Annotated in this window: 25 protein-coding genes and 1 pseudogene; 13 read left to right on the top strand and 13 right to left on the bottom strand. The window is 72.2% G+C overall.

All coding sequences use genetic code 11. From position 1 onward, the window contains the following. Window positions 1–6: 6 nt before the first annotated feature. Together JYK18_RS30255 and JYK18_RS30250 are read right to left on the bottom strand one after the other, a co-directional pair. Window positions 7–750, bottom strand: coding sequence for a hypothetical protein (locus JYK18_RS30255; protein WP_206806840.1), 744 nt, complete (start codon window positions 748–750; stop codon window positions 7–9). A 9-nt stretch (window positions 751–759) separates the two neighbouring features. Then, window positions 760–1,257 carry a hypothetical protein gene (locus JYK18_RS30250; protein WP_206806839.1) on the bottom strand — a complete coding sequence of 166 codons (498 nt, stop codon included), beginning with the start codon at window positions 1,255–1,257 and terminating at the stop codon, window positions 760–762. A 65-nt stretch (window positions 1,258–1,322) separates the two neighbouring features. Between JYK18_RS30250 and JYK18_RS30245 the strand changes: the two genes are divergently transcribed. Further along, window positions 1,323–1,766, top strand: coding sequence for a MarR family winged helix-turn-helix transcriptional regulator (locus JYK18_RS30245; protein WP_206806838.1), 444 nt, complete (start codon window positions 1,323–1,325; stop codon window positions 1,764–1,766). 90 nt (window positions 1,767–1,856) lie between these two features. On the opposite strand, the gene JYK18_RS30240 is transcribed toward JYK18_RS30245, so the two are convergent. The 5 genes from JYK18_RS30240 to JYK18_RS30220 are packed head-to-tail and all read right to left on the bottom strand — an operon-like array spanning window position 1,857 to window position 7,846. Further along, entirely contained in the window at window positions 1,857–3,458 is a 1,602-nt protein-coding gene (locus JYK18_RS30240; RefSeq protein ID WP_206806837.1) for an acyl-CoA synthetase, read from the bottom strand. A 39-nt stretch (window positions 3,459–3,497) separates the two neighbouring features. Continuing rightward, window positions 3,498–4,664, bottom strand: a complete 1,167-nt coding sequence (locus JYK18_RS30235) for an ROK family protein (RefSeq protein WP_307796126.1) — start codon at window positions 4,662–4,664, stop codon at window positions 3,498–3,500. Then, window positions 4,648–5,514, bottom strand: a complete 867-nt coding sequence (locus tag JYK18_RS30230) for a carbohydrate ABC transporter permease (protein WP_206806836.1) — start codon at window positions 5,512–5,514, stop codon at window positions 4,648–4,650. The genes JYK18_RS30235 and JYK18_RS30230 overlap by 17 nt, the downstream gene beginning before the upstream one ends. Then, entirely contained in the window at window positions 5,511–6,404 is an 894-nt protein-coding gene (locus JYK18_RS30225; RefSeq protein WP_206806835.1) for a carbohydrate ABC transporter permease, read from the bottom strand. Before JYK18_RS30225 ends, JYK18_RS30230 begins: the two co-directional genes overlap by 4 nt. A gap of 56 nt (window positions 6,405–6,460) precedes the next feature. After that, window positions 6,461–7,846, bottom strand: a complete 1,386-nt coding sequence (locus JYK18_RS30220; protein WP_206806834.1) for an ABC transporter substrate-binding protein — start codon at window positions 7,844–7,846, stop codon at window positions 6,461–6,463. Between the two features lie 109 nt (window positions 7,847–7,955). Here JYK18_RS30220 and JYK18_RS47665 point away from each other — a divergent pair, with 109 nt between their 5' ends. The 8 genes from JYK18_RS47665 to JYK18_RS30180 all read left to right on the top strand — a co-directional run bounded on the left by JYK18_RS47665 (window position 7,956) and on the right by JYK18_RS30180 (window position 16,955). Continuing rightward, window positions 7,956–8,987 (top strand): zinc-binding dehydrogenase, encoded by a 1,032-nt coding sequence (locus JYK18_RS47665; RefSeq protein ID WP_206806833.1) that lies wholly within the window; start codon window positions 7,956–7,958, stop codon window positions 8,985–8,987. 4 nt (window positions 8,988–8,991) lie between these two features. After that, entirely contained in the window at window positions 8,992–9,789 is a 798-nt protein-coding gene (locus tag JYK18_RS30210) for a sugar phosphate isomerase/epimerase (protein WP_206806832.1), read from the top strand. Beyond that, complete coding sequence (locus JYK18_RS30205; protein WP_206806831.1) at window positions 9,786–11,063, top strand: hypothetical protein; 1,278 nt, start codon at window positions 9,786–9,788, stop codon at window positions 11,061–11,063. Before JYK18_RS30210 ends, JYK18_RS30205 begins: the two co-directional genes overlap by 4 nt. Then, window positions 11,060–11,626: a peroxidase-related enzyme gene (locus JYK18_RS30200; protein WP_206806830.1), complete on the top strand. Its 567-nt coding sequence runs from the start codon at window positions 11,060–11,062 to the stop codon at window positions 11,624–11,626. Before JYK18_RS30205 ends, JYK18_RS30200 begins: the two co-directional genes overlap by 4 nt. Window positions 11,627–11,775: 149 nt before the next feature. Continuing rightward, window positions 11,776–13,239 carry a DUF1996 domain-containing protein gene (locus JYK18_RS30195; protein ID WP_206806829.1) on the top strand — a complete coding sequence of 488 codons (1,464 nt, stop codon included), beginning with the start codon at window positions 11,776–11,778 and terminating at the stop codon, window positions 13,237–13,239. A 52-nt stretch (window positions 13,240–13,291) separates the two neighbouring features. Then, window positions 13,292–13,732 (top strand): protein-tyrosine phosphatase family protein, encoded by a 441-nt coding sequence (locus tag JYK18_RS30190; protein ID WP_206806828.1) that lies wholly within the window; start codon window positions 13,292–13,294, stop codon window positions 13,730–13,732. Window positions 13,733–13,753: 21 nt separating this feature from the next. Next, window positions 13,754–14,539, top strand: a complete 786-nt coding sequence (locus tag JYK18_RS30185; RefSeq protein WP_206806827.1) for an alpha/beta fold hydrolase — start codon at window positions 13,754–13,756, stop codon at window positions 14,537–14,539. 106 nt (window positions 14,540–14,645) lie between these two features. Continuing rightward, window positions 14,646–16,955, top strand: coding sequence for a response regulator (locus JYK18_RS30180; protein WP_206806826.1), 2,310 nt, complete (start codon window positions 14,646–14,648; stop codon window positions 16,953–16,955). On the opposite strand, the gene JYK18_RS30175 is transcribed toward JYK18_RS30180, so the two are convergent. After that, window positions 16,930–17,349 carry a DUF2000 domain-containing protein gene (locus JYK18_RS30175; protein ID WP_307796125.1) on the bottom strand — a complete coding sequence of 140 codons (420 nt, stop codon included), beginning with the start codon at window positions 17,347–17,349 and terminating at the stop codon, window positions 16,930–16,932. The two genes, JYK18_RS30180 and JYK18_RS30175, sit on opposite strands and share 26 nt — an antisense overlap. A gap of 83 nt (window positions 17,350–17,432) precedes the next feature. On the opposite strand from JYK18_RS30175, the pseudogene JYK18_RS30170 reads away from it, so the two are divergent. Continuing rightward, a pseudogene (locus JYK18_RS30170) lies at window positions 17,433–18,194 on the top strand (AraC family transcriptional regulator); the annotation flags it as partial. Here JYK18_RS30170 and JYK18_RS30165 read toward each other — a convergent pair. Together JYK18_RS30165 and JYK18_RS30160 are read right to left on the bottom strand one after the other, a co-directional pair. Next, a complete protein-coding gene (locus JYK18_RS30165; protein WP_206806824.1) occupies window positions 18,167–19,315 on the bottom strand; it encodes an MFS transporter in 1,149 nt (382 codons plus the stop codon). The pseudogene JYK18_RS30170 and the gene JYK18_RS30165 overlap by 28 nt on opposite strands. 60 nt (window positions 19,316–19,375) lie before the next feature. Then, window positions 19,376–20,290, bottom strand: coding sequence for a LysR family transcriptional regulator (locus JYK18_RS30160; RefSeq protein WP_206806823.1), 915 nt, complete (start codon window positions 20,288–20,290; stop codon window positions 19,376–19,378). 95 nt (window positions 20,291–20,385) lie between these two features. Between JYK18_RS30160 and JYK18_RS30155 the strand changes: the two genes are divergently transcribed. The 3 genes from JYK18_RS30155 to JYK18_RS30145 are packed head-to-tail and all read left to right on the top strand — an operon-like array spanning window position 20,386 to window position 23,248. Then, on the top strand, window positions 20,386–21,672 hold the full coding sequence (locus tag JYK18_RS30155) for a CitMHS family transporter (RefSeq protein ID WP_206806822.1): 1,287 nt from the start codon (window positions 20,386–20,388) through the stop codon (window positions 21,670–21,672). 8 nt (window positions 21,673–21,680) lie between these two features. After that, the gene (locus JYK18_RS30150) at window positions 21,681–22,952 is read left to right on the top strand and encodes an acyclic terpene utilization AtuA family protein (protein WP_206806821.1); all 1,272 of its coding nucleotides are present in this window, start codon (window positions 21,681–21,683) and stop codon (window positions 22,950–22,952) included. Beyond that, entirely contained in the window at window positions 22,949–23,248 is a 300-nt protein-coding gene (locus tag JYK18_RS30145) for a hypothetical protein (protein ID WP_206806820.1), read from the top strand. The genes JYK18_RS30150 and JYK18_RS30145 overlap by 4 nt, the downstream gene beginning before the upstream one ends. Here the strand turns inward: JYK18_RS30145 and JYK18_RS30140 are convergent. Genes JYK18_RS30140 through JYK18_RS30130 form a run of 3 tightly spaced genes read right to left on the bottom strand, consistent with a single transcriptional unit; the run spans window position 23,228 to window position 26,084 of the window. Further along, window positions 23,228–23,611, bottom strand: coding sequence for a CU044_2847 family protein (locus JYK18_RS30140; protein ID WP_206806819.1), 384 nt, complete (start codon window positions 23,609–23,611; stop codon window positions 23,228–23,230). The genes JYK18_RS30145 and JYK18_RS30140 overlap by 21 nt on opposite strands. A gap of 14 nt (window positions 23,612–23,625) precedes the next feature. Next, on the bottom strand, window positions 23,626–24,918 hold the full coding sequence (locus tag JYK18_RS30135) for an ABC transporter substrate-binding protein (protein ID WP_206806818.1): 1,293 nt from the start codon (window positions 24,916–24,918) through the stop codon (window positions 23,626–23,628). Then, window positions 24,915–26,084 (bottom strand): hypothetical protein, encoded by a 1,170-nt coding sequence (locus JYK18_RS30130; RefSeq protein ID WP_206806817.1) that lies wholly within the window; start codon window positions 26,082–26,084, stop codon window positions 24,915–24,917. Before JYK18_RS30130 ends, JYK18_RS30135 begins: the two co-directional genes overlap by 4 nt. Window positions 26,085–26,245: the final 161 nt, after the last annotated feature.

Here is a 26,245-nt window from a genome sequence, read left to right as displayed (position 1 = left end):
TTCGGCTCAGGGTGCGCCGAGTGCGGCGCACAACGCCGCCGGGAACTGCGGGCGGACGGCATGGGCGTCGGCGCAGCCCGCCTGCTGGGAACCGGCGAAGCTCGTCCAGCCGTCCCGCCATTCGAAGAACACGCGTGAGGTCTGGCCGCCGGCGGTGCACGGTGGCGCGCCCTCGGCGGGCGGGCAGTCACCCGCCGAGCGGTTGAGGTCGAGGACCAGCCAGTCGCCGTCGCACCCCCGCACGTCGCGGACCCCGTGCAGGCGCTTGATCGGCACGTCCATCCCGTAGACCGTCTTGTCGATCCACGCCTCGGCGCAGTGGTCCGCCGGGGGCACGCAGCCCAGCTGCTCGTCGCACCGCGCGTACGCGCCGCCCGAGAGGCCCCACACGTCCATCGTGTTCAGCATCAGCGGGCGCGTCCCCAGTGGACCGGGCGTGCGGAGCACCACCTCGGCGGTCTTCTGCCCGGTGCAGGTGCCCGGCCCGGAGACCACGACGTTCGCGTAGACCGTGTCGTTCTCCTCGGTGAGCATCTCCACGCGCGGTTCGCCGCCGCAGTCCGGGATGCTCACGTCGATGAGGACGCTGGCGGGGTCGGCGCCGGGCCGCACCCCGGTCACCTCGGCGGCCCACGTCGTCCACTCGGGTGCGGCCGCGGGCGGCGCGCTGCCGTCGCCGCGGTTGACCACCACGAGGGCCACCACCACGGCGACGACCACCAGCCCGGCTTGAACGGTTCGTCTCGGCACGCACGGAGCCTACGCGGTGATCTTCGCCGGTTCGGTGCAGAACACCTGGCGCACCAGGCCGATCCACCAGATGAAGGTGAGCGCGATGATCGTCGGGTTCTTCAGGAACAGCAGCCAGGCGAGGTAGGTCTGGCGCGCCGATTCCGGCAGGAGCCCGGCGATCACCTGCTCCGCGAAGAGGTCGAACACGGCGAACGCGATCGACAGCAGCGCGCCCTGCACGACCAGGCTGCGCCAGTGCTCGCGGACGAAGGCCCGCGCGTTCGAGAACAGCGGCCGGGTGTGTCTGAACGCCAGCCACGCCACCGCCACGACCAGGCCCAGCCGCACCACGCCGACCAGTGCTTCGGAAGCCACCACCAGTCCGTCCGGCATGTCCCCGCCGACCACCAGCAGCCGCTGGATCGACGGGATCAGCGACAACCCCGCCACCAGCGGCAGGTGCCGGAGGTAGAACCGCCAGGTCCAGGCCGGTACCCGCAGGGCGAGCGCCAGTTCGTCGCGCATGTTGTCTCCCTCGAAAGTATTTTAGTTCACTATACAGAAATATCTGCCCTGCTAAAGTGATCGGCGTGAAGGGCGCGGAGCTGGGACGTGAGCTGAGCACCGCCGTGGTCGCGTTCCACGAGGCCATCGGCGCGCGGCTGGGGGTGAGCGCGGTCGACCAGCGGGCGTACGCGCTGATCGGGAAGCTGGGGCCGTTGTCGGCGGGCGCGCTGGCGAAGGAGATCGGACTGACGCCGGGGGCGGTCACCGGCATGGTGGACCGGCTGGAGCGGGCAGGGCTGGTCCACCGCACCCCCGACCCCGACGACCGCCGGCGGGTGGTGATCAGCACCGCGGGCGGGGGCGCGCGGGTGTTCGGGGCAGCGTTCGCGGGCCTCGGCGGGGCGATGGAGGAGCTGATCAGCGGTTACCGCGAGGAGGAGCAACGAGCCATCGAAGACTACGTCCGGCGCACGGTCGACATCCTGCGGGAGCAGACACGGAAACTGGCTTCGGGCCAGGACACTTGAACCGCCCGGGGCACGCGCCGAGACGGGAGGCTTGAGCCACCCCGGGCGCACGCCGAGTCAGGGGCTTGAGCCGCCGGGGCGACTGGCGGGTCAGGCTTTCTGCGCGAGGCCCGCGTGCTTCTCCCGCAACTCCCGCTTCAGGATCTTCCCGCTCGGGTTCTTCGGCAGCGCCTCGGCGAACACCACGTACTTGGGGCACTTGTACCCCGCCAGCCGCTCCCGTACGTGCGCCAGTACCCCCTCCTCCGTCAGCGCCGCCCCTTCGCGGGGCACCACGACCGCGGTCACCGCCTCGATCCAGTGCGGGTGGCTGATCCCGAACACCGCCACCTCCGCCACCCCGTCGAGCAGGTACACCGCCTCCTCGACCTCCCGGCTGGCCACGTTCTCGCCCCCGGTCTTGATCATGTCCTTCTTCCGGTCCACAACGGACAGATACCCGTCCTCGTCCAGCACACCCAAGTCACCGGAGTGGAACCAGCCACCGCGGAACGCCGCGGCCGTCTTCTCCTCGTCCTCGTAGTACCCCAGCGTCGCGTGTGGACTGCGGTGCACGATCTCGCCGACCTGCCCCGGCGGCAGGGGGTTGTCCTGCTCGTCCACGATCGCGGTCTCCACGTTGATCGACGGCCGCCCGGCCGAACCGGCCTTCGGCAGCTGCTCGTGCGGACGCAGAATGGTCGCCAGCGGCGCCATCTCGGTCTGCCCGTAGAAGTTCCAGAACTCCACCTCCGGCAACCGCTCCCGCAGCTCGCGCAGCACCTCCACCGGCATCGGCGACGCGCCGTAGTAACCCTTGCGCAGGCTGGACAGATCAGTGCGATCGAAGTTCTCGTGCCGCAGCAGGGAAATCCACACCGTCGGCGGGGCGAACAGCTTCGTGGCGCCCTCCCGCTCGACCGCCGCGAGCAGCGCGGCCGGGTCCGGGCCGGGCAGGATCACGCTGGTCGCGCCCAGGTAGACGTCGACGGAGAAGAAGCAGTCCAGCTGCGCGCAGTGGTACAGCGGCAGCGAGTGCACCTCGACGTCGTCGGCGGTCATGCTGCCGTCGATCGCGCACGAGACGTACTGCGCCAGCAGCGACCGGCTCGACAGCATCACGCCCTTCGGCCGCGATTCGGTGCCCGAGGTGTACATCAGGCGCAGCGGGTCGTCGTCGGTGACCAGCACGTCCGGCGCGCTGACGTCACCGGGCTCCTCGATCCAGTCGGTGACCTCCTCCCAGCCGGGCTGGTCGTGCGCGCCGCCGGAGATGCGGGCCCGCGGCACGTCGTCCAGCTCGGCCAGCGCCAGGGCGTGGTTCGCGGTGTCGACCAGCGCGCCCTCGGCGACCATGCCGCTCACCCCGGCGTGCCGCAGGATGTAGGCCACCTCCTCGGCGCCCAGCATGAAGTTCACCGGAACGAGCACCACGCCGAGCTTCGCGGTGGCGAACACCAGCACCGCGAACTCCCAGCAGTTGTGGCTCAGCAGCGCCAGCCGGTCGCCCTTGACCAGCCCGCGCGCGGCCAGCGTGTGCGCGCACCGGTTCACCGCGGCGTCGAACTCGGCGAAGGTCACCCGCCGGTCGCCGGAGACCACCGCGAGCTTGTCCGGGTACCGCAGCGCGGTGCGGCGCAGCAGATCACCGACCGAGTGCTGGCGGGCGCGGGCGATGGCGTCGGCGGTTTCCGGCGAGAAGGCAGTGGGCATGGGTGAGTCTGTTCCGCGCCCCCGCCACCGCGCAAGTGATCAAGACCCGAGCGCGCGGTCCACCGCTTCGGGCGAGTACACCGACTCCACCACCATCGCGCGCAGGCCCAGCACCCCGGCCCGGTCGCCGAGATCGCTGGTCACCACCTTCAGGTTCCGCGTGGCCCTCGGCAGCGCGCGCTGGTACAGCACCTCGCGCACCCCGGTGACGAACTGCGTCTCGGCGAGGTCGCCCGCCAGCACCAGCACCTGCGGGTTGACCAGGCACACCACCGTGCTCAGCACCTCCCCCACCAGCTGACCGGCTTCCCGCGCCAGCGCGGCGGCCTCGGGCGATCCGGCCGCCACCTGCTCGACGAACTCCCGGCTGGACGACGCGGGCACGCCCGCCGCGCGCAGCCGTTCGGCGAGTGCCGCGCCGCTGGCGAGCGCGGCCAGGCAGCCCTGTGCCCCGCACATGCACCGGGCGGTCGACGAGGCGTCCACCCGGATGTGCCCGAGGTCGCCCGCCCCGCCGTCGATGCCGCGGTACAGCCTGCCGCCGAGCACCAGCCCGGCGCCGATCCCGGTGGCCACCTTCACCAGCACCAGCGACGGGCAGTCCGGCGCCCGGCCCATGTGCTCGCCGAACGCCATCGCGTTCGCGTCGTTGTCCACCACCACCGGCACGCCGAAGCGGCGGCCGAGGTGCCGGGAGACGGGGAAACCGTCCCAGCCGGGCATGATCGGCGGCTCCCGCACGGTGCCCGACTCGAACTCGACCGGCCCCGGCACGCCCACCCCGATGCCCCGCACTTCGGGCCGGTCGAGCCCGGCTCGTGCCAGCAGGGCGTCCAGTTCCTCCTCCACCCAGGCCAGCACCGGCTCCGGGCCGTCGGCGATCCGCAGCGGCGTCAGCGATTCGGCCAGCGACGTGCCGGCCAGGTCGAACACGCCGAGCCGGGCGTGCGTGGCACCCAGGTCGGCGGCGAGCACCACGCCGTGCCGGTCGTTGAACTCCAGCTTCAGCGGCGGCCGCCCACCGGTCGACCCGGCCACCCCGCCGGTGCGCAGGAATCCGGCCGCGCGCAGCGCGTCGAGCCGCTGGCCCACCGTCGACCGCGCGAGCCCGGTGTGCTCCTGCAGCTCGGCGCGCGTGGTCGCCCGCCCGGTGCGCACCAGCCACAGCAGGTGGCCCGCGGACGAGCGGTCATCCCTTGTCAGCACCGCTGGTGAGCCCTTCGGTCAGCATCCGTTCCGCCGCGTAGAACAGCAGTACGATCGGGATGGTCAGCACCACCGACCCGGCCATCAGCACGGTCTTGGGCACCTCGATGCCGCCGGCGAGCTGCGCCAGGCCGAGCGAGACCGTCCACTTCTCCCGGTCGGCCACCAGGAACAGCAGGGCGAACAGGAACTCGTTCCACGCGATCATGAAAACGTACAGTGCGTTGGCCATGATCGCCGGAGCGGCCAGCGGCACGGTGACCCGCCGCAGCACCTGGCCCCGCGTGCAGCCGTCGATCGCGGCGGCCTCCTCGACGCTCTCCGGGATGGTGCTCAGGTAGTTGCGCAGCATGTAGATCGACACCGGGATGGTCTGCGCCACGTACACCACGGTCAGCCCCACCAGCGAATCACGCAGGCCGAGCTTGGTGAACAACACGAACAACGGCACGGCCAGCAGGATCGCCGGGAACAGGTACACCGCCAGGAACAGGAAGTGGATCTGCCGGTGCCCGAAGAAGCGCAGCCTGCTCACCGCGTAGGAACCCGGGATCGACACCAGCAGGGTCAGCACCACCGTGCCGAGCGAGACCAGCGCGGAGTTCACCAGCAGCCCGAGCATGCCCTGCCCGCCGGAGTCCTCCGAGGCCAGCACCTCCTCGTAGGTCGAGGTGGTCCACTGCGACACGCTCACCCACAGCGCACCGGGATCGCGCAGCAGGTCCTCGATCGGGCGGATCGAGAGCACGACCATGTAGTAGAAGGGGAACAGCGTGGCCAGCGCCAGCCCGGCGAGCACCACCCACCGCAGCACGCGGAACAGCCTGGTCTCGAAGACATCCCGGTTCACGCCTTGTCCTCCGGTTTCGGGGCGAAGAACATCAGGTACACCGCGAGGAAGACCAGCAGCACCGCGGCCAGCGCGAGCGCCTGCGCCGAGGCGGCACCGACGTCGAACCGCGCGGTGATGAAGTCGTAGACCCGCACGCTGGCCACGTCGGTGCCCGCGCCCCCACCGGTGAGCAGGTAGACGTCGTCGAACTTGGTGAAGTTCATGACGAACCGCAGCATCGCCAGCAGCGCGATCACCCCGGCCAGCTGCGGCAGCACGATGTGCCGGAACCGCTGGCTCGGCGTGGCGCCGTCCACCCTGGCCGCCTCCTCCAGTTCACCGGGGATCGCCTGCAACCGCGCGAGCAGGAACAGGAAGGCGAACGGAAAGTACCGCCAGCCCTCGAAGACGATCACCGTGAGCAGCGCGACCGGGACATCGATGTCCAGGCCCAGCACGGAAACCGTCGCCTCGCGCTGGGTGAGGAAGGCGATCGGGCGGTCCCAGCCGAAGAGCCGGGCGCCCCACTCGTTGACCACGCCGTACTGCGGGCTGAGCATCACCTCCCAGACGAAGGCCACCGCGACCACCGGCGCCACGTACGGCAGCAGCATCGCCCCGCGCAGGAAACCCCGGCCGCGGAACGGTTTCCGCAGTGCCAGCGCGGCGGCCATGCCGAGCACCAGCGACAGCAGCGTGCCGCCGATCGCGTAGACCAGCGTGGTGGCCACCGAACTCCAGAACCCGGGCGAACCGAACACGGTGACGAAGTTCTGCACCGTGTACCGCTCGAACAGGCCGGTCTCGCGGACGTTGATCAGCCGGATCCGCTGGAACGCCAGCACCAGCGTCCACACCATCGGCAGCACGACCACCGCCAGCACCACCAGCAGGGTCGGCGAGATCATCGCCAACCCCGCGCGATTTTCCTGCTGTCGCAACGTTCCCTTCGCCCTCACCGCGGTCACTCCAGCGAGGTCTGGATCGAGCGGATCTCGTCCGCGGCTTCCTCGGCGGCCTCGTCCGGCGGACTGCCGCCGAGCATCGCGTCGACCGCCTTCGGTACCGGCATCTCCCCGGCGGTGGCCCCGACCAGCAAGCCCTGTCCCTCCTCGAAACCCCAGCGGGAGAAGCGCTCCGGGCTCTCCCGCAGCGCGGCGATGGTCTCCGGCGGGTAGATCTCGGCGAGCGGGCGCTTGGTGTCCACCCCGGCCGGGAACCGTTCCCACGCCTCGGCGAACTTCTCCGGCTCGGCCGCGGTCCCGCGCCGCGCCGGGATCTTGCCCTCGGGCGCCATCGCCAGCCACTCCGGGTAGGCCTGCTCCCCCATCATGAACTCGACGAACTTCTTGGCCTCCTCGCGTTTCGCGCCCACCTGGACCGTCCACGAGGTCAGTTCGCCGTACTGCGCGGGCTCGGTCGCGTCCGGGCCGCCGATCGCGCTGACCACCCCGCTGTTGCGCGCCAGGAAGCCCGGATCGGCGGCGCATTCCGGGCACGCGGGCAGCGCGTCGTCACGCAGGCCGCCGAGTTCGTCGAGCAGGAACGAGGACCAGACGATCATCGCGGACCGGCCGGCGAAGTAGGTGGCACGCGTGCTGTCGATGTCCTGGGTGCCCGGCGGTGAGTAGTTCCCGGCCACGTCGCCGACGAAGCCGAAGGTCCGGCGGCACGGCCCGCTGTCGAGCGCGATGCCACCGTCCGCGCCGACGAGCTGACAGCCGTTGCCGACGGCCAGGCCTTCGAACGCCTGCCCGGTGGCCGCGTCGTTGGCCGAGGTCGCCATCGAGATCCCGGCCCGGTCACCCTGGTTCAGCCGCCGCGCGGCTTCGGTGATCCGGTCGTAGGTGTCCGGCGGGGCGAGCCCGGCGGCGGCGAAGAGGTCCTTGCGGTAGACCAGGATCTGCGCCCAGCCGTCCGACGGCACGGCGAGCTGGCCCCCGTCGTCGCTGGTGAGTTCGAGCGCGCGGCGGGAGAAGGTGCCCGGGCCGAGCGCGCGCACGATCTCCTGGCTGGCGGCGGTGTCGAGCAGTTCGTTGCCGGCCAGCTGCCAGGTCGCGGTCAGCGGCAGCGCGCCGATCACGTCCGGCATCTTGCCCGCCGCCGCCGAGGACATCACCAGCTGGCTGAACTGGTTCTCGTCGACCGCCACCAGCTCGACCGGGATGCCGGTGGCCTCGGTGAACCGCGCGGTGATCCGCTCGGTCGCCCGGACCCGGTCGGTCAGGTTCTCCAGGCTCCACACCACCAGCGCCGGACTCCGCCCCGGTGCCGTCCCGCACCCCGTGAGCAGCGTCCCGCCCAGCACCGCGCTGAGCAGGAGCGCCACCGCCCGGAAGCTCCGTCGCATCCCGTGCCTCCACTTCTGGCCGCAGGAGGCACATCGAAACAGACCTTATGATTGATCGCAAGACATAAGTCGGTATAGTTCCGGCCGTAACTGCGCGAGAGGAGGCGCTGTGCGCGTTGTCCGGTTCACCGGGCCGCGGCAGGTCGAACTGGCCGAGTGCCCGCCCGATCCGCTCGGCGACGGCGAAGTCCGGGTGCGCACCCGGTTCTCCGGCATCTCGGCGGGCACCGAGTTGACCGCCTACCGCGGCACGAACCCGTACCTGACCCGCACCTGGAACGCGGACCTCCGGCTGTTCACCGAGAACGCCGGCACCCCGGGGCTGAGCTACCCGGTCGTCGGCTGGGGTTACTCCGAGGCGGGCGAGGTGGCCGAAGCCGCGGAAGGCACCGGATTCCGGGCGGGCGACCAGGTCTGGGGCATCTGGGGACATCGCAGCGAAGCCGTGGTGCCCGCGGAGAAGCTGCGGCGGGTGCCGGACGGTCTCGATCCGCTCGCCGCGTCGTTCGCCAGGGTCGGCGCGGTCGCGCTCAACGCCGTCCTGAGCGCGGACCTGCACCTCGGCGAGGTCGTGACGATCTTCGGCCAGGGCGTGATCGGCCTGCTGGCCACGCAGATGGCCCGGCGGAGCGGCGCCGAGGTGGTCGCGGTGGACGGGCTCGCGGCCCGGCGCGCGCGGGCGCTCGAGGCCGGTGCCGCGCGAGCCCTCGATCCCCCGGGGGTCGCGGAGCGCGTGCGCGAGCACACCGGCGGCGCGGGCGCGGACGTGGCGATCGAGCTGAGCGGGTCGTATCTGGCGCTGCACGAGGCGATCCGCACGGTCACCGCGGGCGGGCGCGTGGTCGCCGCCGGGTTCTACCAGGACGAGGGCTGCGGGCTGCGGCTCGGCGAGGAGTTCCACCACAACCGCGTCGAACTGGTCAGCTCGCAGATCGGCGGGGTGAGCGCGCGGCTGTCCGGGCGGTGGGACCAGGCGCGGCTCAACCGGACCTTCCTGCGGTTGTGCGCCGAGGGCGCGCTGGACCCGGTTTCGCTGGTGACCCACCGGCTCCCGCCGTCCCGGGTGGCCGAGGCCTACCGGCTGCTCGACACCGGTCCCGGTGACGCGCTGCAGATCGTGCTCGACTTCGACCAGGAGTGACCCCGTGCCCCGATTCGGCTGTCAGGAACAGTTGCTGCCAGGAGCGACACTGGAGCGGAAGTGGGAGTTCGCCCAGGAAGCCGGCTACCACGCGATCGAACTGCGGGGCCGCGGTGACTACGCGCTGCTCGACCGCCTGCCCGAACTGCGGCGCGCGGCGGCGTCCGGCGTGGTCATGCCGACCGTCTGCGTGGAGATGTCCCACTTCTTCGGCGCCTTCGACCCGGAACTGCGGGCCGACGCCATCGCGCAGCTGAAGTCCCAGCTGTCCGTGGTCGCCGAACTCGGCGGGCAGGGCGTGATGACCCCGGCGTCGTACGGCATGTTCTCGCGCCGCCTGCCGCCGTTCGAGCCGCCGCGAGGGGAGGCCGAAGACCGCGAGGTGCTGCTCGCCGGGCTCACCGAACTGGGCGAGCACGCCGCCACCGAGGGCGTCCACCTCTACCTCGAACCGCTCAACCGCTACGAGGACCACCTGGTCAACCGGCTCGCGCAGGCCGCCGAGCTGATCGACGAGACCGGGCTGGACTCGATCCGGATCGCCGCGGACACCTACCACATGAACATCGAGGAGGACGACCCCGTCACCGCGCTGACCAGGGCCGGGGACCACCTCGGGCACGTCCACGTCAGCGAGTCGAACCGGGCCCAGCCGGGTACCGGGCACGTCGACTGGCCGGGGGTGCTCGGCGCGCTGGCCGCGATCGGCTACCCGGGTTACCTGACCCTGGAGTGCCGCCTGCGCGGCGAACCGGCCGAGGCGCTGCGCTCGGTGCCGTCGTTCCTGCGGCGGGCCTCATGAGCCTCGGCCTGCGCGCGCGGGCGAGCCGCGTGCTGCTGGACAACTGGCACGGGCAGTCGACCGTGCCCTCGGGCGGGCTGTACCCGCACCAGTGGAGCTGGGACTCCGCGTTCATCGCGCTCGGGCTGCGGCACCTCTCGCCCCGGCGGGCGCAGCGGGAGCTGGAATCGTTGTTCGGCGCGCAGTGGCCGGACGGGCGGGTGCCGCACATCGTGTTCGACGCCGCGACCCCGGCCGAGGCCTACTTCCCCGGCCCCGGGTTCTGGTGCTCGGCCGCGGTGACCGGCCCCGGCTTCCCGGCGACCTCGGGACTGGTCCAGCCGCCGGTGCACGCGCTGGCCGCGTGGGAGACCTTCCGCGCGGCCAGGGATTCCGCCAGGGAACGCGGTTTCCTGCCGCGGCTGTACCCGAAGCTGGTGGCCTGGCACCGGTACCTGACCGGCCGCCGCGACTTCGGCGGGCACGGGCTGGTGTCCGTGGTGCACCCGTGGGAGTCCGGAATGGACAACAGCCCGGCGTGGGACGAGCCGCTGGCCCGGGTCGCGCCCGCCGGCGGGTTCCGCAGGCGCGACCTGGACCACGCCGCCCCCGGGGAACGGCCGACCGAACTGGACTACGGCCGGTACGTCCGGCTGGCGCGGACCTACCGCGAGCACGGGTACTCCGACGATCCGGCCGGGCACGCGTTCGCCGTGGAGGACCCGCTGACCAACGCCCTGCTGGCCGCGTCCGAACACGCCCTCGCCGAGATCGCCGTCGAACTGGGCCGGGATCCGGCCCCGCACCTGGCCGAACTGACCCGGCTGACCGACGCGCTGGTGGACGTCCTGTTCGACGAGGGCGACGGCTGCTTCCACGCCCGCGACGTCCACAGTGGACGCCTGCTGCGCACGGGCAGCGTGGCCGGGCTGGTACCGCTGGTGGTCCCCGGCCTGCCGGTGGCCGACGCGCTGGTGAAGACCACGCTGGGCCCCCGGTTCCGGCTCGGCGAGCTGGGCCTGCCCGCCAGCTTCGACCTGACCGACGCGCTGTTCGAGGCCGGCCGGTACTGGCGCGGCCCGGCCTGGTTCAACATCGGCTGGCTGCTCTGGCGCGGGCTCCGGCTGCACGGCGCGCGCGAACTCGCCGGGACCGTGCGCGCGGCCCTGCTCGCCGCCGCCGACGACGTCGGGTTCCGCGAGTACGTCGACCCGCTGACCCGCACCGGCCACGGCGCGCACGACTTCAGCTGGACCGCGGCGGTGATCCTGGACCTCCTAGAGTGGGAGCCATGAGCGATGACGTGAGCCGGTTCCCCGTGGTCGAACTCGACGAACTGCCCGAGGACCTGCGCGAACGCATCGGCGTGATCGCCGGGAAGTCCGGGTTCGTGCCGAACATCTTCCGCGCGCTGGGCCACCGCCCGGCCGAGCTGCGGGCGTTCCTCGACTACCACGACGCGCTGATGGACCGCTCCGACGGGCTGAGCAAGGCCGAGCGCGAACTCGTTGTGGTCGCCACCTCCGGCGCGAACCACTGCACCTACTGCGTGGTGGCGCACGGCGCGATCCTGCGCATCCGCGCGAAGGACCCCGAGCTGGCCGACCGCGTGTCCAGCAACCCGTGGCAGGTCGAGCTGGACGAGCGCGGCCGCGCGATCGTCGACCTGGCGCTCGCGCTCGCCCGCGATTCGGCGCGCTTCGGCGAGACCGAGCTGGCGGCCGCGCGTGCCGCCGGGCTGACCGAGGACGAGATCTGGGACGTCGGCGCCATCACCGCGCTCTTCGCCATGTCGAACCGGCTCGCGCACCTGACCGCGTTGCGCCCGAACGCCGAGTTCTTCACGATGGGCCGTTAGCACCAGCACGACTGCGCCGGACGGCGCAACCTCATCCGCGAGCTGAACAACCGGGGCGAGCGACCGTAATAAGCGTTCGAAGCCGCGTCTTCCCCTGCCGAAAACAATTCCGGCGACGCGGTTCCCGCCCCGACGCAGTTTTGACCCAGATGAGGTACGACATGGGCAGACATCGCATTTCCAGACGCACGAAACTGACCACCGGCGCGATCGGGCTGGTGCTCGCGGTCGGTGCGGTCGTGGTCAACGCGACCGCCGGTGACCCCGCACCGGCGAGCGCGGACGGCGCCGACAAGTCGCTGTTCGTCGACATCCTCACGGTGGCGCCGAACGTGAAGAAGCCCACGCCGCAGCGGAAAGCCAGCAAAGGTACGTTCACGGTCGACTGTGGACGGAACGAGAACGGGCACTTCAACCCGGACAACTTCATCGCCCAGCCCGGTGTCCGCAACGGCGCCCAGCACCTGCACGACTACGTGGGCAACCTGTCCACCAACGCCGATTCGAACAACCGCAGCCTGGCGCGCGCGGGCACCACGTGCAAGAACGGTGACAAATCCACCTATTTCTGGCCGGTGCTGCGGATCAACACCGAAGAAGCGGAGCCGGCGGAAAATCCGCCCGCGGAAGAACAGAAAGCGCAGCGGAAACAAGCGCAGGCGGCCGACCAGCAGGCCAAGGCCGAACCGCGGGTCGACTGCCCCGACGTGGCCAGCCAGCTCCCCGACGAAATCCCCGAACCCGCCCAGGCGGCGGTCGAAACCGAACTCGGCAACCTCGACGGCCAGCTCGACGCGGCCGAGCAGAAGGTGCAGGGCGGTGAGGACCCGGCGGCAGTGCTCGAACCGCTGAAGGGCGAGCGGGCGGCGGCGATCGACCGGATGGCGAACGCGATCGACGCCGAAGCCGACAAGCCCCAGAACCTGGCGGAACTGGCGCCGTGCGGGGTCAAGGACCAGAACAACCCCGGCGTGGCCAACGGTGACGAGAACAGCGACAACGCCCAGGCCGAAGGCACCGAACAGGAGGCGAAGCAGCCGCAGCCCGAGGAGAACGACAACAACGAACTCGAGGGCAACGAGGGCGAGATCCAGCGCCCGGAGAAGGTCGACCTGACCTTCCGCGGCAGCCCGGTCACCCGGGTCACCGCGATGCCGCGGTTCCTGCGGATCCTCTACGGCGACGCCAAGGTGACCACGAACGGCCCGAAGAACGCGCGTGATTCGTGGACCTGCAGCGGGTTCGAGGACCGGGTGCTGATGAACAAGTACCCGATCTGCCCCGAGGGCAGCAAGGTGGTGCGGCTGCACGACTTCCCGAGCTGCTGGGACGGGAAGAACATCGACTCGGCCAACCACCGCGACCACATCGTCTTCCCGGATCAGAACGGCCGTTGCGCCCGTGGTTTCCGCGCGGTGCCGCAGCTGCGGATCACGCTGACCTACAACGTGCCGCGGGCGGTGCAGGTGGCCGGGCAGTACGCGGTCGACTCCTTCCCGGAGGAGGAGCACAACCCGCTCAGCGACCACGACGACTTCGCGAACGTGATGTCGCAGCGCATCATGTGGCGACTGGTCAACTGCGTCAACCGCAACAAGATCTGCCAGGAGTGAACACCGGGCGCGGGGCCGTCCCGGCGGCCCCGCGCACTGGCACGATGGCGGGATGAGCACGATCCAGCTGACCGGCGCCATCGAACTGCCCGACGGGACCTGGGTGCGCGGCCGGGGCCTGCGCCGCGGCGCGCCCGAGGGCGACGCCCCCGACCACGGCCTGTACCTGGGCACGCGGATGCTGCGCCGGCGCCACGGCGGGCACGTGACCTGGCCGCGGGAGTGGATCAGCTGGCCGGACTTCCTGCTGCCGCTGGACCGCCGCGCGGCGATCGCCCGCATCCGCGCCCTGCACGCCCTGGCCAAGGACGGCCGGCGCGTGGAGGTCGCCTGCGGTGGCGGGGTCGGCCGGACCGGCACCGTGGTGGCCTGCCTGGCCCAGCTGGCCGGTGTGCCCGCGGCCGAGTCGATCGCCTGGACGCGCGAGCACTACCAGCCGCGCGCGGTCGAAACGCCGTGGCAGCGCACCTGGGTGCTCCGGTTCCTGGAGTGAGCGCCGCCTAAGATCATCGGCATGCCCATCGCGCACGCGCCGGACGGCGTCGAGCTGTACTACGAGGTGCACGGCGACGGCGAACGGGTGCTGGTGCTGCTGGCCGGGCAGGCGAACAACCACCACTGGTGGGACAGCGCCCGCCCGGACTTCGACCCGTACTTCCGCACCGTGACCTACGACCACCGCGGGCTCGGCCGCAGCGGCAAGCCGGACGACGACTCCTACAGCACCAGGGGGTTCGCGAACGACGTGGTGGCCATCCTGGACCACCTCGGGGTGGCCAGCGCCGACGTGTACGGCACCTCGATGGGCGGCCGGGTGGCGCAGTGGCTGGCCGCGGACCACCCCGGCCGGGTGGGCGGGCTGGTGCTCGGCTGCACCTCCCCCGGGCTGCCGCACGGCCTCGAACGCGACCGCGAGGTCAAGCGCGCGCTCGGCCAGCGCGACGCCGCCGCGGCCCGGCGGGCTTTGCTCGAACTCATGTACACGCCGGAGTGGCTCGCCACGCACCCCGGCCCGTACCGCACGCTGGGTGACCGGGACATGCCGCCGCACGCGCGCCGCGCGCACCTGCTGGCCAGCGCCCAGCACAACAGCTGGGACGCGCTGCCCGGCATCACCGCGCCCACGCTCGTCGTGCACGGCACCGACGACGTGTTCAACCCGGCGGCCAACGCTCCCCTGCTCGCGGAGCGGATCCCCGGCGCGGAACTGCACCTGATCCCCGGCGCCCGGCACGCCTACTTCGAGGAGTTCCGCGAGGTCGCGAGCCCGCTGGTGCTGGACTTCCTGACCGCCGGGTAGTCGTCACCCCGGGTGATCACCCCCGGTATGCTGGTTCCGCCGGTTGAGCAGCCAGCCGGGTTTCCTTCGCGCGCCCGCGCACCGGCAGCCCGGGAGGCTACGAACGATGAGCGACAGACCGTCGGCGGACCAGCTCTTCGCCGGCCCGGGGGAAACCCGTGCTCGTCTGCGCGGCACCGACTGGGCGGCCACCCCGCTGGGCCCGGTCGAGGACTGGCCGGTCGAGCTGCGCGGCGCGATCCGCACGGTGCTGCCCTCGAACATCCCGATGCTCCTGTGGTGGGGCCCGGAACTGGTGCAGATCTTCAACGACGCCTACACCCCGGTGCTCGGCGACAAGTACCCCGCCGCGATCGGGCAGCCCGGCGCCGAGTGCTGGGCCGAGGTCTGGGACCAGCTCGGCCCGCTCGCCCAGGGCGTGCTCGACGGCGGCGGCGCCACCTACACCGAGAAGCAGCAACTTTTCCTGCGCCGCCACGGTTATCTCGAAGAGACGTACTGGACCTTCTCCTACAGCCCGGTCTACGCCGAGGACGGCTCGGTGGCCGGGGTTTTCGTCGCCACCACCGACGTCACCGTGGCGGTGCTGGCCGAGCGGCGGATGGAGATCCTGCGGCGGCTCGGCACCATCGACCTGACCGACGCCGAAACCACGGCGCCCGCCGCGGCGGCGATCCGCATTCTCAGCGACAACCCGGCCGACCTGCCGGTGGTGGCGATCTCCCTGCGCGGTGACGGCACCGGCGAAGCACCCGAGTTCCGGCTCGAATCGGGCGAAGCCGTCCGGCTCGTCGAGTACCCGCTGATCGCGACCGGCCTGCCGGAGCCGGTCGGCGAGCTGGTCGTCGGGATCAGCCCGTACCGCGAGTTCGACGAGTCCTACCGTGGTTTCCTGGAGCTGGTCGCCGCGCGGGTCACCGCGATCGTGAACGACGCGCTGGCCTACCAGACCGAACGCCACCGCGCCGTGGCACTGGCCGAGCTCGACGCGGCCAAGACCCGGTTCTTCCAGAACGTCAGCCACGAGTTCCGCACCCCGCTCACCCTGCTGCTCGGCCCGCTGGAGGCGCTGCTGGACGAGGGCGGCCTGCCCCCGGACCAGCAGCGGTCGATGACCGAGGCGCTCCGCGCGGCCCGGCGGCTGAAGCGGCTGGTGGACACCCTGCTCGACGTCGCCACCGCCGAGGCGGGCCGGTTGCGGGCGCGCCGGGAACCCGCCGACCCGGCGCGGCTGACCGCCGAATGCGTGGCCATGTTCGGCTCCGCCGCCGAGCAGGCCGGGCTGGAGCTGCGGGTGGACCTGGGCGAGCGGACCGGCGCGGTGGCCGAGCTGGACCAGGAGATGTGGGCCAGGATCGTGCTCAACCTGCTGTCCAACGCGCTCAAGTTCACCCGTCGCGGCTCGATCGAACTCGGCCTCGCGGTGCGGGACGAGCAGCTGGTGCTGACCGTGGCCGACACCGGGACCGGCATCCCGGCGGCCGAGCTGGACCACGTCTTCGACCGGTTCCACCGGGTCGAAAACGCCGCCGGGCGGACCGCTGAGGGCGCGGGCATCGGCCTGTCCCTGGTCTCCGACCTGGCCTCGGCGATGGACGGCACGGTCACCGTGACCAGCGAGCCGGGGGCGGGGAGCACCTTCACCGTCTCCGTGCCGTGGCGGCCGGTGGACGCCGAACCCGCGCCGCCGACGGTGGCCGCGAGCGTCGGCGCCGGGTTCGCCGAGGAGGCCGAGCAGTGGCTCCGCCCCCAGGAGACCGAGATCGCCGACGGCGAGGCCCGCGTCCTGCTGGTCGAGGACAACGCCGACATGCGCGCGCACATCCTGCGCCTGCTGGGCACGCAGGGCTGGGCGGTGGACGTGGCGGCCGACGTGGACGGCGCGCTGGCCCGGATCGCCGAGCGGAAACCGCACCTGGTGCTCAGCGACGTGATGCTGCCCGGCCGCGACGGCCTCTCGCTGCTGCGCGAACTGCGCGAAGATCCGGCCACCGCCCGGCTGCCGGTCATGCTGCTCACCGCCCGCGCCGGCGCGGAGTCCGCTGTGGACGGTCTGAGCCACGGCGCAGACGACTACATCACCAAGCCGTTCCACCCCGGCGAGCTGATCGCCAGGGTGCGGGTCAACCTGGAGCTGTCGTGGCTGCGGGAGAAGCTGATCGCGGCCGGTGCGCGCGAAGCCGAGGACCTGCGCAAGGCGCTGGACACCCGGAGCACGGTCAGCGAGGCGGTCGGCCTGGTGATGGCGGCGTTCCGGTGCGACGCGGACACCGCCTTCGACAAGCTGGTCAGCTTCTCGCAGAGCCGCAACGTCAAGGTCCGCGCCATCGCCGCCGAGGTGGTGGCCGACTTCACCGCCACCATCGGCGAGGACGACGACGAGGCAACGGTCACGGATGCAGGCTCGCGCCCTTGATCACCTTGTCCACGGCGTTCTTCGGCCCGTGCAGCGCGATCCCGACCAGGTTCAGCTTCTCCGCGGGCACGGCGGCGACCGCGGCCCGGTTGTCCGTGTCGTTGCCGGTGCTGAACAACTCCTCGGTGAACACGGCGAGCTTCAGCCCGCGTGAGAGCGCGCGGCCGTGCGCGGTGGTCAGCAGTTCGGCGTCCCCGGTGAAGACCAGCACCGGCTGGCGGAACATGGCCAGGTACTCGGTGCCGTCGGCGTCGGCGTAGGGCTCGCCGATCAGGCCGGGGTCGGCCCCGGCGACCGCGCTGCTGAGGAACGCGGTGACGTTGAGCCGCTGCCACGACTCCAGGTCGTTGCGCAGCAGGACGGCGATCTTCGTGTCGAACCGGGCGGCGGTCACGGTGGTGCTCCTCGGGGTGGGCTGGCTCTCTGGCCCCCTCAGCATGCGCCCGGCACCCCGGCCCGGTCTTGTATGTTCTTGACATGATCCGGGCCTGGAAACCGGGCGTGCCCGGGGTCGCCGAGGTCTTCCACGCGCACTTCACCGACCACGCCTACCCACCGCACACGCACGACGCCTGGACCGTGCTGATCGTGGACGACGGCGCGGTGCGGTTCGACCTGGACCTGCACCACCACGGCATCGGCACGCCGTCGGTGTCCGTGCTGCCCCCGCACGTGCCGCACGACGGCCGCTCGGCCACCGACGGCGGGTTCCGCAAGCGCGTGCTCTACGTGGACGATTCGGTGCTGGGCGCCGAACTGGCCGGGGCGGCGGTGGACCAGCCCACGCTGACCGATCCGGCGCTGCGGCACCGCCTCCACCAGCTGCACCTGGTGCTGGCCACGCCGGGTGAGGAGCTGGAGGCGGAGAGCAGGCTGGCGCTGGTCCGCGAGCGGCTGCGCGTCCACCTCCGCCGCCGCGCCGAGGAGCGGCAGGCCCCGGTGCCCCGGCTGGCCGGTGACCTGCGCGACCTGCTCGACGAGCACACCGTCGGCGGGCTGACCCTGCGGGACGCGGCGGCGGCGCTGCACGCGCACCCGACGCACCTGGTCCGCTCGTTCACCAGGGCGTTCGGCCTGCCACCGCACCTGTACCTGACCGGGCGCCGGGTGGACCTGGCGCGACGGCTCCTGCTGGCCGGGCAGCGGCCCGCCGAGGTCGCCGCCGCGGCCGGGTTCCACGACCAGGCGCACCTGAACCGGCACTTCAAGCGTCACCTCGGCGTCACGCCGGGGCGGTTCACCGGCCGCTGGAGGACGAACAGCGCGGCCGCGGTGGCCACCACCCCGCCGAGCACCATCACCACCGACGGCGAGAACGCGTCCACGGCCAGCCCGCCGAGCCAGGCACCGGCGGCGATGGTGGCCTGGAAGGACGCGGTGAACAACACGGTCGCGGCCTCGGGCGCCTCCGGTGCGGCCTTGGCGAACCAGGTCTGGGAGCACACCGGTACCGCGCCGTAGGCCAGCCCCCACAGCGCCAGCAGCGCGAGCGCGCCGGCCGGGGTGCCGCCCAGCACGGGAAGCAGCGCGGTGGCGGCGGCGAGGAGCGAAGCGACCGCGGCGAACGTCCGGCGCGGTCGTTCGTCCACAGTGGATCCGGCGAGGAAGTTCCCGGCGATCCCCGCGATCCCGTACACCAGCAGGAAAACGGTGATCGCGCCGGAGTCGAGCCGGGTGACCTCGAGCAGGAACGGGGTCACGTAGGTGTAGGCGCCGAAGTGCGCGAGCACGATCAGGAAGGTCACCGCCAGTCCGGTGAGGACACTCCCCCGCCGCAGCAGCCCGCCCAGCACCGCCGCCCTGGTCACCTCGTGCGCGGGCAGCGGGGGCAGGCAGGCGAGCATGGCGAGGAACAGGGCCGTGGTCAGCACGCCCAGCACGGTGAAGGCCGTGCGCCAGCCCGCCAGCTCGCCGAGCAACGTTCCGGCGGGCACCCCGAGCACCGAGCCGAGCGGGACCGCCGAGAAGATCACCGCCTTGGCCGTGCCCGCGCGCTCCGGCGCGACCAGCCGGGGCGCCAGCCCGGCGCCCACCGACCAGAACGCGCCGATCGCCAGCCCGACCAGCACCCTGGACGCCAGCAGCACGGGATAGGCGGGGGCGACGGCGGCGAGGAAGTCGGCGAAAGCCAGCAGCAGCACCAAAGCGCACAACACCACCCGCCGGTCGAGGCGGCCGGTCGCGGTGGTGACCACCGGCGCGGCGATCGCCGCGAGCAGGCCGGGCAGGGTCATCGTCAGCCCGGCCGTGCCGTCCGTGACGCCGAACTCGCGCGCGATCGCGGTGAGCAGGCCGATCGGCAGGATCTCCGTGGTGACGAGCGAGAAAATTCCCAGTGTTATGCAGAAAACCGCGGGCATGCGGACAGTTCACCAAGCACCGCGCGAAAAGTCCGGCACCTTCGCGACATCAACGTCGGATCACCGTGGCAGCCACAGTGATTCCGGCGGCAGCGCGGGCCGGTCGGTGAACAGCGACTCGACGAAGGCCCGCACCGCCGGGGCCAGCGGGCGGGCGGGGTCGCGCACCACCGCGATGGTGCGTTCCAACGCGGGCCCGGCCAGCGGCGCGTGCTCCAGCCCGGCGAAGGAAACCAGCGGCAGCACCAATCCCGGCACCACGGACACCCCCAGCCCCGCGGCCACCAGCCCGGCCACCGCGGCGATGTTCCTGGCTTCGATGCGCCGCCCGGTGACCACGGACGCGGTGTCGAGCGCCCGGTCGGCCAGGCGGCGGATGCTCGACGACGTGCCGAAGGCGATGAACGGCTCCCCCGCCAGCGAAGCCCAGTCGCGCACCGGCGGGTGGCCGGGCGGGAAGATGCCGCAGAACCGGTCGGCCGCCAGCTCGCGCACGTCGAGACCGGGCAGCGGTTCGGTCACCACCGTCACCGCGAGGTCGACCTCCCCGGCCCGGACCCGGTCCAGCACCTCGTCGGACAACGCGTCCTCGATGGACAGTTCCACCGACGGGTGCGCCCGCCGGTAGGCCGCCACGACCGGCGGCAGCAGGATCGCCGCGAGCGAGGGCAGCGTGGCCACCCGCACGTGCCCGCTGGTCCCGGCCAGGAAGCCGGCGAAGTGCCGCATCCCGGCGTCGAAGGAGCCGAGCACCCCGCGGGCGATCCGGACGAACTCGGCTCCCTCCGGGGTCAGTTCCAGCCGGCGCGTGGTGCGTTCGAACAGGGCCACGCCCACGCGCCGCTCCACCTCGCCGATCGCCCGGCTCAGCGAGGACTGCGCCAGGTGCAGGCGCTGGGCGGCGCTGGTGAAGCCGCCGGCGTCGGCCACTTCGACCACGGCACGCAGCTGCGGAACGGTCAAGTCCATGCGCATGGTGCATCAGTCTATGCGAAACCCTTGCTTGACCTCGATATGCGGCTTGGCTCACAGTCGGGGCGTCAACGACGACGGGTGAAAGGCCGGACCACATGCTTGCCCTGGCGGGATTCCTGACCATCGCGGTCTTCCTGGCCGGTGTGCTCTCACGCCGGGTGTCGGTGCTGCTGGCGCTGACGGTGATCCCGATCCTGGCCGGGCTCGCGGTCGGCGCGGCGCCCCGGCTCGGCGAGCTGATCGGCAAGGGGCTGACCACGGTCGCCCCGGTGGCCATCATGATCACCTTCGCGGTGCTCTACTTCTGCCTGATGATCGAGGCCGGGCTGTTCGACCCGGCGGTGGCCCGGATCCTGCGCTGGGCCAAGGGCGATCCGCTGAAGATCACCGTCGGCACCGCGGTGCTCACCCTGCTGGTCGCGCTCGACGGCGACGGCGCCTCCACCTTCCTGATCACCGTGTCGGCGATGCTGCCGCTCTACCGCAGGCTCGGCATGCGGCCGCTGGTCCTGGCCGGGGTGGTCTGCCTCGGCGCGGGCGTGATGAACATGGTGCCGTGGGGCGGTCCGACCGCGCGGGCGATGGCGGCGATGGACGCCGACAGCGGCGAGCTGTTCCTGCCGCTGCTGCCCGCGATGATCGGTGGCGTGCTGTGGGTGCTCGTCGCGGCGTACCTGATCGGCCGCACCGAGCGCAAGCGCCTCGGCGTGATCACCCTCGAAGACACCGCGGTCGATGCCCCCGCCGAACGCACGCGGGGTGAGCGCGTCCGCTTCTGGCTCAACGTGGTGCTCACCCTCGCACTGGTCGCCGCGCTGCTGGCCCAGCTGGCCAAGCTGGAGATCCTCTTCGTGGTGGCCTTCGTGCTGGCGCTGCTGGTCAACCGGCCGAAGTGGCCGCAGCAGCAGGAACTGTTCGAGAAGCACGGGCACAACGTGGTGCTGGTGACCACGATGATCTTCGCCGCCGGGGTGTTCACCGGGGTGCTGTCGGGCACCGGCATGATCGACGCGATGGCCCGCGCGCTGGTCGGGATCATCCCGGACTGGGCGGCCGGGGCGCTGCCGCCGCTGACCGCGGTCACCGGCATGCCGCTGAGCCTGGTGTTCACCCCGGACGCCTACTACTTCGGGGTGCTGCCGGTGCTCGCCGAAACCAGCGCCGCGCTCGGCGGCGATCCGTCCGAGGTGGCCAGGGCGGCGCTGCTCGGGCAGATGACCACCGGGTTCCCGCTCAGCCCGCTCACCGCGTCCACCTTCATCCTGGTCGGCATGGCCGGCGTCGACCTCGGCGCGCACCAGCGGTTCATCTTCAAGTGGGCCTTCGCCACCACCCTGGTGATGACCGCGGTCGCACTGGCCACCGGCGCGATCTCCTTCTGAGGACGAGCATGCGAACGACACGAATCGGCAGTGGCGCGGGATTCGCCGGCGACCGCTTCGAACCGGCCGAGGTGCTGGTGCGCCGGGCCGGGCTGGCCGACCTGGTGCTGGAGTGCCTGGCCGAGCGCACGATCGCGCTCGGCCAGCAGCGCAAGCTGGCCGATCCCGAAGCCGGGTACGACCCGCGGTTGCTCGCGCGCTTCCGGCGCCTGCTCCCGCTCGCCGCCGAGCACGGGGTGCGCGTGCTCAGCAACATGGGCGCGGCCAACCCGCTCGCCGCCGGGCGCGCGACCGCGGCCCTGCTCGGCGAACTCGGCCTCGACCGCAGCGTCGCGGTGGTCACCGGCGACGACGTGCTCGACCGGATCGACCCCCGCACCCCGGCGCTCGAAGACGGCGTGCCGCTGGCCGACCACGGCGAACTGGTCTCCGCCAACGCCTATCTCGGCGCGGACGCGATCCTGCCCGCGCTCGGCGCGGACGTGGTGCTCACCGGCCGGGTGGCCGACCCGTCGCTGTTCCTCGCCCCGCTCGCCGACCGGCTCGGCTGGGACCTGGCCGATCCGCCGCGGGCGGCGGCGGGCACGCTGATCGGCCACCTGCTCGAATGCGCGGGCCAGCTCACCGGCGGCTACTTCGCCGACCCCGGGCGCAAGGAGGTGCCCGGACTCGCCGACCTCGGTTTCCCGTTCGCCGACGTCGATGCCGGTGGTGCGGCGGTCTTCGGCAAACCGGACGGTACCGGCGGGCTCGTCTCGCGGGCCACCGTGCGCGAGCAACTGCTGTACGAGATCAGCGATCCCACCGCGTACCTCACCCCGGACGTGGAACTGGACCTGCGTGCGGTGACCGTGCGCGAGACCGGCCCCGACCGGGTCGCGGTGACCGGGGCGATCGGCCGGGCGCGGCCGTCCCGGCTGAAGGTGAGCGTCGGCTACCGGGCCGGGTTCCGCGCGGAAGCCGAAATCTCCTACGAGGGCCCGAACTCCCGGGAACGCGCCCGGCTGGCCGGGGAGATCGTCACCCGGCGGCTGCCGGACCCACCCCGGATCCAGCTGTCCACATCGGACAGCGAAAGCCGGTTGCGGGTGGCCGCGCTGACCCGGGACCGCGAGGCGGCCGAGGTGGTCTGCCACGAGGTGGAAGCCCTGTACACCAACGGACCCGCCGGTGGCGGCGGGGTCCGCACGAGCACCACGGAGGTCATCGGCATCGTGTCCGCGCTCCTCGACCGCGAGATCGCCGAACCGGCGGTCACCACCTTCGGACCGGTGCGATGATCCTGCACGACATCGCGCACTGCCGCGCCGGGGACAAGGGCGACACCTCGATCCTGTCGCTGTTCCCCTACCGCGACGAGGACTTCCCGCTGCTCGTCCGCGAGGTGACCGCCGAGCGCGTGCGCGCGCACCTGTCCGGTCAGCTGCGCGGTGAGGTGGTGCGGTACGTGCTGCCGAACCTGTGCGCGCTGCAGTTCCGCTGCCGCCAGGCGCTCGACGGCGGGGTCACCACCTCGCTCGCGCTGGACACGCACGGCAAGGGGCTGAGCTTCCGGTTACTCTCCCTCGTCCTGTGAGGATTTCGCCGCGGGCGCGTCCTCGACGACCTCTTCCGGCGGCACCACCGCGGCGGGGTCGCGCAGCCACTTCAGCTTGACCTCGAACTGGCCCTGCAGCCCGGTTTTCGCGATCACCGCGCCCGCCTGCGCGTCCAGCTTCACGCCGAACTTCAGCTCCACCTCGTCCGGCCCCATCGAGCGGAACTTCTCCAGCGCGGCCCCCGCCGCGCCCCGCACCTCGTCCAGCGCGCGCTCGAAGGACACGCCCGCCTCGCGCAGCATGTTCTTCGGGCGCCCGGCGCGTTCGACCGAATGCGGGACCTCCACTTCGACCAGTACCGAACCACCGTCATCGAGCGGGAACCGCACGAACTCCGTCACGGGTGCCTTTCCTCCTATCGTCCGCAGGGCAGGTTGAGCCGTTCGTCGGCGGGCACGCCGAGCCGTACCTGTTCGAGTGCTTCGAGCAGGCCGTCCAGCGCACCGGGATTGCCGAGGTAGTCGAGCACGGCCCGCTGGAAGGCGTCGCTCATCGTCGCGGGCATCATGTCCGACGCGTCGAAGCACCACGGCCCCGAGGTCAGCCGCTGGGCCACCCGCCTGCTCAGCGGGTCGCGGTAGACGCCCTGGTCGAGCAGGTTCCGGTTGATCGAGAAGGTGGCACCGGCCGTGCGGGACGGCCACACCGCCTGGCCGCGTTCGGCGGCGAGGTACCGCATCAGCGCCTTGGCCTCCTCCGACTCGACGAACATACCGGCCAGGTCCGCCGAAACCCCGGCGGGTTCGGCCGCCGGTTCCGCGGTCGCGCTGACCACCGGGAACGGGAAGAAGTCGAAGTCCGCCACCGTCGGTTTCGCCTCGTACTGCTGGTAACCGCTGATCCTGGACGAGGCGAAGTGGTCGAGCGCGCAGCCCGGCGGGGTGGCGAACATCGGCTTGGCCGCGTCGCCGAACGGCAGCAGCAGCGCGCCGTTCGTGCCGCCGCGCACCGCGCCCGGCTGGGCGACGAGCTGTCCCCAGTCCTGCCACGCCTGGCGGACCTCGGCCGAGGTCCACGGCAGTTCCCCCGCGGCGAACCGCTGGTAGACCTCGGGGCCGGAGCGCCGCAGCAGGATGTCCTCGATCCAGTCGGTGCCCGGCCAGCCCGAGGTGCTCTGCGATTCCATGCCGAGGCACCACGGGACCTGTCCCCGGGCGGTCAGGTCCCCGCTGAGCGCGACCAGCTCCGCCCAGGTGCGCGGTGGCGGGCCGGGCAAGGTGCCGGGGCGGTACCAGATCAGGCTCTTCAGGTCGGCCTTCACCACGACCGTGTAGTGCGCTGGGGTGCCGAGCCGGTGCAGGGGCAGCCACTGCGCGCCGAGTTGTTCGCCGAACTCCTGGCCGAGGGGGCGCAGGTCGCCGCTGTCGACGTAGCGCGCCAGCTCGCCGGGGTTCGGCAGCACCGCGATGTCCGGCGGGCGGCCCTTCTGCACGTCGGAGCGCAGGACCTGGCTGACCGACCGGGTGCCGCGGTAGTCGACCTCGATCCCGCTCTCCTGCTCGAACTCCGCGAGCACCGCTTCGAAGGCTTCCTGCTCGGCGCCCTCCCACGAAGCGAGCACGGTGAGGGTTCTGGTGCCGGCGGCGGCCGAGCACGCGCTCAGCCCGAGCAGCAGCACGCCGAGCAGCGCGGTCAGTGAACGTCTCATGTGGACCTGAACCGGTATTCGTCGACGCGGCGGTGGAAACCGGCCACCACCAGTCCGGCGATCGCCAGCCCGAGCGCGGCGATCAGGAACTCGCTGTAGGCGGGCAGGTCGGCCGCGGCCAGCTGCCCGTCGATCCGGCGGCCGTCGTCGGCCGGGTCACCGGCGGTGGCCGGTGGGGCCGCGCCCCCGGCGGGCAGCCCGGCGGCGAGTTCGCCGACCACCTCGCCGCAGCTGCCCGCGCAGGTCTCGCGCAGCAGTTCCACCAGCTTCGGCCGCCCGGCGGCGGCTTCGGCGGCGGAGCCGGAGCGCCACTGCGCCACCGCGGTGTCGACGGTGGCGCTCGCGTCACGGGCACCGGACACCGAGCCGAAGGCGAACGAGGTGGTCAGGATCAGGCCGAGCAGCAGGGTGGTCGCGCCGAGCAGCCAGAAGTTCCACCGCCGCCGGAACTTCCGGCGCAACCGGTATTGGGTGTAGCCGAGCAGGCCGAGCAGCAGCAGGGCGGGCAGCAGCCACAATCCGGCCACCGCCCCGGCCAGCCAGCCACCGGAGAGGCGCTCGCGGAGGGCGTCGTGCTGGAGGTCGGCGAGCGCGTCGAGCCGGGCGAGGATGCCGTTGTCCGGTGCGTGCATCAGGCGTGAGGCGTACCAGAGGTCGGCCGCGCCGACCATGCGGCCGTCCTGGTGGCGGTAGTGCGCGTCGGCCTGGCCGACGAAGTTCGCGTAGCCGGCCAGCAGCCCGTCCACCACCTGCAGCGCGCGGCTGCCCTCGACACCGGCGGCGTTGTTCTCGGCGACCTGGGTGAGGCTCTGGCGGGCGATGACCAGTTCGCTCTGGTGGCGTTCGCCGGGGCCGGTCAGCTCGACCTGTCCGGTGTCGAAGCCGGTCACCAGCGCGTTGTCGGCCTTGACCAGCGCATCCTGCGCGGCGAGCACCCCCAGCACGGCGGGTGCCGTGCCGTCTCGCACCCCGGCCACCGCGGCCTGGATGCCGGCGAAGGTGAGCAGCGCCGCCAGCGTCGCCACCCCGGTGGCGGCGACCAGCCCCAACCGCAGCCGCTGCAAGCGGCGCAACGTACTCACCCCACTGCCCCGGCCTGCCGTGATCATCGCCCCGCCACCGCGGCGCAGTGCGCTCACCCAGCCACCGCCGCGTGGTTTGCTCACCCCGCCACCACCACCGCTACCGCCGCCCCGGCCCGCCGTGCTCACCCCGCCACCGCCACTCCGGCCCGGCGAGCCCACCGCGCTTCCGACGCCCCGGCCCGCCGTGCTCACCCTGCCACCGCCACTCCGGCCCGGCGAGCCCACCGCGCTTCCGACGCCCT

The sequence above is a fragment of the Amycolatopsis sp. 195334CR genome, assembly GCF_017309385.1.
Taxonomy (GTDB): domain Bacteria; phylum Actinomycetota; class Actinomycetes; order Mycobacteriales; family Pseudonocardiaceae; genus Amycolatopsis.
This window is presented reverse-complemented; position numbering and strand designations above follow the sequence as displayed.